The 8,726-nt window shown below is 63.5% G+C and carries 6 protein-coding genes; 5 read left to right on the forward strand and 1 reads right to left on the reverse strand.

Going from position 1 to position 8,726, the window contains the following annotated elements; translation table 11 throughout:
* Positions 1 to 101: 101 nt before the first annotated feature.
* Positions 102 to 1,679, reverse strand: coding sequence for a TROVE domain-containing protein (locus H928_RS0117810; RefSeq protein ID WP_021027714.1), 1,578 nt, complete (start codon positions 1,677 to 1,679; stop codon positions 102 to 104).
* Between the two features lie 264 nt (positions 1,680 to 1,943).
* Here H928_RS0117810 and rtcR point away from each other — a divergent pair, with 264 nt between their 5' ends.
* From rtcR to H928_RS28605, 5 genes are all read left to right on the forward strand, one after another.
* Positions 1,944 to 3,560 carry an RNA repair transcriptional activator RtcR gene (gene rtcR / locus H928_RS0117815; protein WP_021027715.1) on the forward strand — a complete coding sequence of 539 codons (1,617 nt, stop codon included), beginning with the start codon at positions 1,944 to 1,946 and terminating at the stop codon, positions 3,558 to 3,560.
* Between the two features lie 1,133 nt (positions 3,561 to 4,693).
* Positions 4,694 to 6,061 carry an amino acid permease gene (locus tag H928_RS0117825; protein ID WP_021027717.1) on the forward strand — a complete coding sequence of 456 codons (1,368 nt, stop codon included), beginning with the start codon at positions 4,694 to 4,696 and terminating at the stop codon, positions 6,059 to 6,061.
* Positions 6,062 to 6,075: 14 nt separating this feature from the next.
* Complete coding sequence (gene kynB, locus H928_RS0117830; protein WP_021027718.1) at positions 6,076 to 6,753, forward strand: arylformamidase; 678 nt, start codon at positions 6,076 to 6,078, stop codon at positions 6,751 to 6,753.
* 73 nt (positions 6,754 to 6,826) lie between these two features.
* Positions 6,827 to 8,143, forward strand: a complete 1,317-nt coding sequence (gene kynU, locus H928_RS0117835; RefSeq protein ID WP_021027719.1) for a kynureninase — start codon at positions 6,827 to 6,829, stop codon at positions 8,141 to 8,143.
* Between the two features lie 30 nt (positions 8,144 to 8,173).
* Positions 8,174 to 8,726, forward strand: a 553-nt coding sequence (locus tag H928_RS28605) for a PolC-type DNA polymerase III (protein ID WP_239645004.1), incomplete at its 3' end; no start/stop codon positions are given.

Below are 8,726 nucleotides of genomic sequence, written 5' to 3' on the forward strand. Positions count from 1 at the left end.
TCATTGTCGATATCCACCGTTGGCGACCAGATTGGTGGTGTGACGCAACAGTTTTGGAATGTAGTCACACCGGCATTCGCCAACAGCAGATAAAACACAGCTCACTGGGCGGGCAGCACGATCTGCTCGATCTCGCCCACCCAATGTTCGGCACCCAGCTTGCCTTCGGCAAAACGGGCCACCACATCAAATACCGCATCGCTGAAACCACCGATATTCAAGATATCGGCACGCTCCTGCGCCTGCGTCGTCGCATAGGGCTGGATGTCGATACACACCAGTTTGGCAGCGGGGTTGCATTGCTTGATGCGCGCCCATTGCTGCATCGTCTCCGTCGCACCCACGCGCTTGCCATCCACCCAGGACTCGTTGTCCGAGACCAGGATCACCAGATCCACCGCCGCCTTTTCATCGGCCAGCAACTTGAGCGGTGCACTGCAGTTCGTACCGCCTCCGCCCACAGCCGCCAAGCGGGAGGCATTGGTCATCACCGAATCACGGCCGTTGAGCGACAGCGACACCACCTTGCACTCAAAGGGCAGCACCCGCGCCTCGCGGTTCTTGCGCAGCACGGCAGCCGCCATCAGGCCGGCCACATCGATGCAGCGCACCTTGCTGGTGGCACCGGCCCGGTAACCCGTCACCGACGATCCCATGGAGCCGGAGACATCGGGGCAGACGGCGACCCGGCCCGCAAATTGCGGCACGTTGGCCGTCGCCAGCTCCATCGCATCCTGCAGCGCCTCTGTCACGGCTGCCGGCACCTGCTGGCCCGCAGCCTGGTAGGCCGACAGCAGCTGGTAAGGCATCGCACGGGCCTTGGCCACAGCTGCCGCATCCTGCAGCTTGGCGGCCACGCGCTCGGCCATACCGGGCAGCTCAAACACACCATGGCGTGCCAAGGTGTTCAGGTTCTGCCGCAGCATCTGCCACGAACCCTGGCTCGCAATCTGCGCCCACTGCTGCGCACCCAGGCCCAGCGCGGTCAGCATCTGGAACGGTACCTCCGGCACCTGCTCGGGCATCTCACCCTGGGCCACCGCACGCTTGAAGCGCTCTAACGCCAAGGTGATGGGTGGCAGGCTGGCCTCGTCATACGACTTGCCAATCAGCCAGGCAAACCAGGCAGCGCGCCATGCCTCATCGGGCTTGGGATGCACCATCTTGACCACATCGGCGAGCGAGGGCTGGCTGCCAATGGCGGCGTTGAGCAACTGCTTTTCCGTCGCCGTCAGCAACCACTGCTGCACCAGCTTCTTGGGCCGGGTACCGAGCGACTTGCGCCCCAGCACCCCGCTGCGCAGGATCTGCACAAAATTGCGCAGCATCTTGCCGTTGTCCACCACGCGGGGAAAGATCTGTGCCAGCAGCTCGACATCACGCACGGCCAGCACCGCCGCCAACGTGGCAGGCATGTCCTTCATATAGCCACGCTCACGGGCATAGATGGCCGTCTTGGCAATAAAAGTCGCTTCGACCTTGGCCAGCACGTCCATCAGTTGCGAGAGCTGGTCCTGCGGGCTGGCATAAAAAGTCTGGCCCAGGCAGCCGGTCAGCGCCATTTGCGCCAGCTGGTGCTGCGGGCCAAATGCATAGGCCGCCACACCCGATTGGTTGGTGGCATCCGCCGTTGCCAGCTGGGCGCCCTTGTAGGTTTGAAACAGTTGCAGGTTGACCATGGTGTTCTTCTTTCTTATTCATTCAACGCCTCGGGAAAGCAGAGACCCTGCTCTGCTTTCCCCAACTCACGCCACGTGGCGCTTGTTAGGTTCATTGCCAAAAGCGTGCCAACTTTTATATCCAGCATTTTTCCGAAAATAAATTATTGATTTATATATAAATTTTCATATCACTGCCAATCCTCACTTCAGCATCGTCTCGTTATTTTTATCTTTCTAGCTAAGATATTTATAATATGGAATCGTCTTCAAGATCGCAATCGCATGAAACCCATCACCGTCATCGGCTTTCTCGGCACCCAGCTCGACAGCGGGCGCGGCGCAGGCCGCTGGAGCAAATGGCGGCCCTCGGTGGCCATCACCCAGCATGAAGACATGGTGGTGGCCCGCATGGAGCTGCTCTACACGCGCTCGCATGTCGACCTGGCCCGGCTGGTGCAAAAAGACATCGCCACGGTCAGCCCCGAGACCGAAGTCCACCTGGTGGAGCTGCCGATCCGCGACCCCTGGGACTTTGAAGAGGTCTACGGCGCGCTCTATGACTGGACCAGCAGCTACCCCTTCGACAGCGACCAGGCCCAGTACTGGCTCAACATCACCACGGGCACCCATGTGGCGCAGATCTGCCTGTTCCTGCTGGCGGAATCGCGCGCGATACCCGGCGTGATCCTGCAGGCCTCACCGCCCAAGCGGCAGATCGATGGCGCGGCGGGCAACTATGCGCTGATCGACCTGGACCTGTCACGCTACGACGCGCTGGCCACCCGCCATGCGCAGGCCCAGCAGGATGCGGTCGCTTTTTTGAAGAGCCATATCCCCACCCGCAACCCGCGCTTCAACCAGCTGATTGCCGAGATCGAGCAGGTGGCAGGCCGCTCGCAGGCCCCCATGCTGCTGGTGGGCTCGACGGGCGCGGGCAAGTCCTTTCTGGCGCGCCGCATGTACGAGCTGAAAAAGGCGCGCCACCAGATCAGCGGTGCCTTTGTCGAAGTCAACTGCGCCACCCTGCGCGGCGACAGCGCCGCCAGCACCTTGTTTGGCCACAAGAAAGGGGCGTTCACCGGCGCCGCCGCTGAGCGCGCCGGCCTGCTGCGCACCGCAGACCAGGGCCTGCTCTTTCTCGACGAAATCGGCGAGCTGGGCGCCGACGAGCAGGCCATGCTGCTGATGGCCATCGAGGAAAAGCGCTTCTACCCCATGGGCTCGGACAAGGAAGTGAGCAGCGACTTCCAGCTGATAGCCGGCACTAACCGCGACCTGCGCCTGGAAGTCAGCGCCGGCCGCTTTCGCGAAGACCTGTTTGCCCGCATCAACCTCTGGACCTACAACCTGCCCGGCCTGGCCCAGCGCAGCGAAGACATCGAGCCCAACATCGACCACCTGCTGGTGCAGCACGCCCAGCAAACCCACCGCACCGAGCGCTTCAACGCCGAGGCGCGCAAACGCTACCTGCAGTTCGCCCAAAGCCCGCAAGCGCTGTGGAGCGGCAATTTCCGCGATCTGCATGCCAGCGTGACGCGGCTGGCTACGCTGTCGACCAGTGGCCGTATCACCGAGGACCAGGTGGAGGCGGAGATTGGGCGTTTGCAGTGGCTGTGGCAGCGGCCGGATGCTGTGGCTGCTTCTTCCGACGTTTCTGCTGACGTGGCGTTGGAGGCATTGTTGCCTGGTGATGCTCTTGCGGCGATGGATTTGTTTGATCGGATGCAGTTGGCGGCGGTGGTGGGGGTGTGTCGTGCCTCTGGCAGTTTGTCGGAGGCGGGGCGGCAGTTGTTTCAGGCTTCGCGGGCACAAAGGGCGGTGGTGAATGATGCGGATCGGTTGAGGAAGTATTTGCAGAAGTTTGGGTTGAATTGGGATGTGGTTTGTTCTGCTCGTTGAGCTGGATGCTCTGCTTTATTGACACTTTTTAGCGACTGCTGTTTGGTTGAATTTTGCTGGCCGGATTTCGCTCGATGGGCGATTTCTGCGCTCGGCCCACAACTGACAGAGTGCAGCTCTTGCTTATGCATATGCCTGCGGGGCTACTTAGTTTTGCTGGCCGGAGTTCGCCCGGCGGGCGAGGTACTTTTCTTGCGCAGCCAAGAAAAGTACCCAAAAGAGGGCTGCCCCTGCTGACTGCGTCCCTTCGCTGCGCTGCGGGCAACCTGTGGTGCTCGGGTATGTGCTGCACCGCGAAACTCACTACGCGCCGGGGGCGCTCCGTTCAAACAGACGCGGTGAGTCAGTTCACGATGCAGTTGCACTCTGCGGTGCAACTGCCCAGCCCATACCCTGTGCTCCTCGGCGCATTCAGAAGGGAAACTGAGCAGACGCAGGCCATCGCTGCGCTCGGCCCCCAAAACAGGCCGAGCGCAGCGATGGCCTGAAGGCTGTTGGCTGTTGGCTGTTGGTATTTTTGAACACCCCCTTTTGCATGCGCCTGGGGCGTGGTGTTTGCGGGGTGGCGCTGGCACCGAAGAGTGCCAGTGCATCGTCAACTAGCTTGCCGCGTCTGTCCGAACGGAGCGCCTACGGCGCGTAGAGAGTTTCGCGGCATACCCCGCAAACGCCACGACACAGGTTGCCCTTCGCAACGCGAAGGGTCGCAAGCAGCAGGGGCGGCCTTCTTTTGGGCACTTTTCTTGGCCGCGCAAGAAAAGTACCTCGCCCGCCGGGGCGAGACCCGGCCAGCTGCCCTACGCAGTAGTAAGCAGATCCGATAAACAAGCACAGCGGCCAGCCGACCAGAAAAAGACAGCACATCAAAGAAGCTATCCCGAATCCCCCGTTTTGCATGCGCCTGGGGCGTGGCGTTTGCGGGGTGGCGCTGGCACCGCAGAGTGCCAGCGCTTCGTCAACTAGCTTGCCGCGTCTGTTCGAACGGAGCGCCTTCGGCGCGTAGTGAGTTTCGAGGCATGCCACAAACACACAACATGGATTTCCCACAAATCCTAAAATCCCCACCTTCCCCCGCGCACCAGCGGCCCGCAAAGCCGCCACAGCGCCACCCCAGCCACAACAAGCAAAAACCCGTGTCCCCTTTTGAATCGATTGCCCGCCGCGAACGCGGGCTGCTGCAGCAACTCACTGCAGCCCAAATGACGATGATCGCCATCGGCGGCGCCATCGGCACCGGCCTCTTCATGGGCAGCGCATTTGCCATCGGCTTTGCCGGGCCCAGCGTGCTCATCAGCTATGCCATCGGCGCGCTCATCGGCCTGCTGCTGATGGGCTGCCTGGCCGAGATGACCGTCGCGCACCCGACCAGCGGCTCGTTTGGCGCCTATGCCGAGCACTACCTCAGCCCGCTCGCCGGCTTTGTGGTGCGCTATGCCTACTGGGCGGCCGTGGTGCTGGCGGTGGGGATGGAAGTCACCGCCGTCGGCAAGTACATGAAGTACTGGTTCCCCGAGGTGGAGCAATGGGTTTGGGTAGCGCTGTTCTCGGTCGTGCTGGCGGCCGTCAATGCCACCAGCGTCAAGGCCTTTGGGCAGATGGAGTATGTGTTCTCCATGGTCAAGGTCGTGGCCATCGTCGCCTTTATCCTGATCGGCGCCTATGTGGTGTTCGGCTCGCGGCCCGAAGGTGTGGGTTTTTCCAACTACACCGCAGACCGGGGCTTTTTCCCCAATGGCTGGTGGGGCACCTGGGTGGGGGTGATCATCGCCATCTTTAGCTACCTCAGCCTGGAGTCGATCGCGATTGCCGCCGGTGAGGCGCAGAACCCGCGCCAGGCGGTCACCTCGGCGTTCAAGACCACGGTGTTGCGCCTGGTGCTGTTCTACCTGCTGTCGCTGGCTTTGATGCTGGCCATCGTGCCCTGGAGCCATGCCAGCACCGACAAGAGCCCCTTCGTCAAGGTGATGGAGATCGTCGGCATTCCCGGCGCGGCCAGCGTGCTCAATTTTGTGGTGCTGGTGGCCAGCCTCTCGGCGATGAATGCGCAGCTCTATGTCACCTCGCGCATGATGTTCAGCCTCTCGCGCGGCGGCTATGCGCCAGCAGCGCTGGGCAAGGTCAACAGCCGGGGCGTGCCGATGGGCGCGATTGCGATCTCCTGCCTGGGCATGGCGGTGGCCATGGTGCTCAACGTGCTCAAGCCCGAGGAGTCGCTCACCCTGATGATGTCGATCTCGATGTTCGGCGCCATGTTTGCTTGGTTCATGGTGTTTGTTACCCACCTCTTTTTCCGCCGCCGCTGGCAGCGCGAGCATCCGGGCGAGCGCCTGCAGTTCCGCATGTGGGGCTTTCCGGTGCTGACCCTGCTGGGCGCCGTGCTGATGCTGGCCGTCATCATCACCACCTATTTCACCGATGTGTTCCACATGACCACCCTGATCGGCGTGCCCATGCTGCTGGTGATGACCGCCGTCTACCTGATCTGGTACCGCAAGCGCTGATACATTGCATAGCTATGCCAAACACGCCTCATTCCGAGCCAACCCTGTGGGACATCTCGCCGCCCGTCTACGTCGGCATGCCGGTGTTCCCCGGCGACACGCCCTACCAGCAGCAATGGGTGGCCAGTATCGGGCCGGGTTGCCCGGTCAATGTGGCCAGCATCACCAGCACCCCGCATGCAGGGGCCCACGCCGATGCGCCGCTGCACTATGCGCCCGATGGCGCCACCATCGGCCAGGTCGATCTGGCGCACTATCTGGGCCGCTGCCGTGTGGTCCATGCGATTGGCTGCGGCCCGCTGATTGAGTGGCAGCACATCGAACACGCGATACGCGACGACCTGCCCGAGCGCGTGCTGGTGCGCACCTACCAGCAGATGCCGCAAACCCAATGGGATGCGGGCCTGACCGGCTACGCGGCCGAGACCGTGGAGCGTCTGGCTGCGCTGGGTGTGCGCCTGATCGGCATTGACACCGCCAGCATCGACCCGGCCGACAGCAAGGCCCTCCCCAGCCACCAGACCATCCGCCGCCACGACATGCGCGTGCTGGAGAACCTGGTGCTGGACGCCGTGCCCGAGGGCGACTACGAGCTGATCGCGCTGCCGCTCAAGCTTGTGCAGGCCGATGCCTCGCCGGTGCGCGCCGTGCTGCGCGCGCTGCCCGGCACCTACAATCAGGCCTCGGTCTGAACCACCCCATCCCTTGCGGCAGGCGCCTGGCCCACCAGCGCCTGCCCGCCACCATTGACAAAGAGACATAGCCATGACCACCTTGGAAGCCTGCCGCGACGTTGACCAGCAAGAGCCGCTGGCACCGCTGCGCCATCTGTTCGACCTGCCCGACGGCGTGATCTACCTGGACGGCAACTCGCTGGGCCCACTGCCCAAGGCCACGGCCGCGCGCGTGGCCGATGTGGTGCAGCGTGAATGGGGCCAGGGCCTCATCCGCAGCTGGAACGATGCCGGCTGGATCGACCTGCCCCAGCGCCTGGGCGACCAGTTTGCGCCCTGGATAGGCGCCAAGCCCGGCGAAGTCGTGTTCACCGACACCACCTCGGTCAACCTCTACAAGGTGCTGAGCGCGGCCATCCGCCTGTCGCAGCAAGAGTTCTCAGACCCGGCGCCGCGCACCAAGGTCATCAGCGAGCGCAGCAACTTCCCCACCGATCTGTACATTGCCGAGTCGCTGTGCAAGCAGCACAACCTGGAGCTGGTGCTGATCGAACCCGAAGAGCTGCCCGCCTGCCTGACCACCGACGTGGCCGTGCTGCTGCTCAGCCACGTGAACTACCGCACCGGCCATATGCACGACATGACCCAGGTCACGCGCGATGCGCATGCCCAGGGCGTGCTGACCGTCTGGGACCTGGCCCATGCGGCCGGCGCCGTGCCGGTGGACCTGAATGCCGCCAACGCCGACTACGCCGTGGGCTGCAGCTACAAATACCTCAACGGCGGCCCTGGCGCCCCGGCCTTTGTCTGGGTGCATGCGCGCCATACCGACAAGTTCTGGCAGCCGCTGTCGGGCTGGTTTGGCCATGCCGAGCAGTTCGCCTTCACCAGCGACTACCAGCCAGCTGCCGGCATCCGCCGCTACATGTGCGGCACCCAGCCGATGATTGCGCTGTCGGCCCTGCAGTGCGGCCTGGACATCTTCAGCGAAGCCGAGAAGTACGGCGGCATGACGGCGCTGCGCCGCAAGTCCATCGCACTGACTGACCTGTTCATCGAGCTGGTGGAGACCCGCTGCGCCGGCTACGGCCTGGGCCTGGCCACGCCGCGCGATATCTTTGCGCGCGGCTCGCAGGTGTGCCTCACGCGCGACGACGGCGCGGGCGTGGACGGCCAGGGCAGCGGCGCCTATGCCATCGTGCAGGCGCTGATCGCCCGGGGCGTTATCGGTGACTTCCGCAAGGGCGATGGCGGCAACGGCCCGCACAAGGACATTCTGCGCTTTGGCTTCACCCCCCTCTACACCCGTTTTGAGGACGTGTGGAACGCGGTCGAGCACCTGCGCCAGGTGCTGGAATCGGGCGAATGGCAAAAGCCCGAGTTCAACCGCATCCATGCGGTGACCTGATTGCCGAGCACCTCCAGCACCCGCCCCGCCATGTCCGAACGCATCGCCATTCTCGACTTTGAAACCACCGGCATGAGCCCCGCGCATGGCGCGCGGGCGGCCGAGGTCGGCATTGTCATGGTCGAGAACGGCCGCATTGTGGACCGCTACCAGAACCTGATGAATGCCGGCCAGCGCATGCCCAGCTTTATCACGCAGCTCACCGGCATCACCACCGCAATGCTGCAGGCGGCGGCGCCCGCTGAGCAGGTGATGCGCGAGGCAGCAGATTTTGTCGGCACGGCGCCGCTGGTGGCACACAACGCATCGTTTGACAGCAAGTTCTGGCTGGATGAGCTGGAGCGCGCAGGCTGCGCAGCCAGCCCGGCCGCAGCGCCTGTCGGCAGCCTGTTTGCCTGCACGGTCTTGCTGTCGCGCCGCCTCTACCCCGAGGCGCCCAGCCACTCGCTGGGCAAGATCGTGCGCCATCTGCAACTGCCGCCGGCCGACAAGGCCCACCGGGCGCTGGCCGATGCAGAAATGACCGCCCATTTGCTGCTGCGCATGCAGGCCGACCTGCGCAGCCGCTGGCATATCCCCGACC

This window comes from Comamonas sp. B-9, from assembly GCF_000410635.1.
Lineage (GTDB): Bacteria > Pseudomonadota > Gammaproteobacteria > Burkholderiales > Burkholderiaceae_C > Comamonas.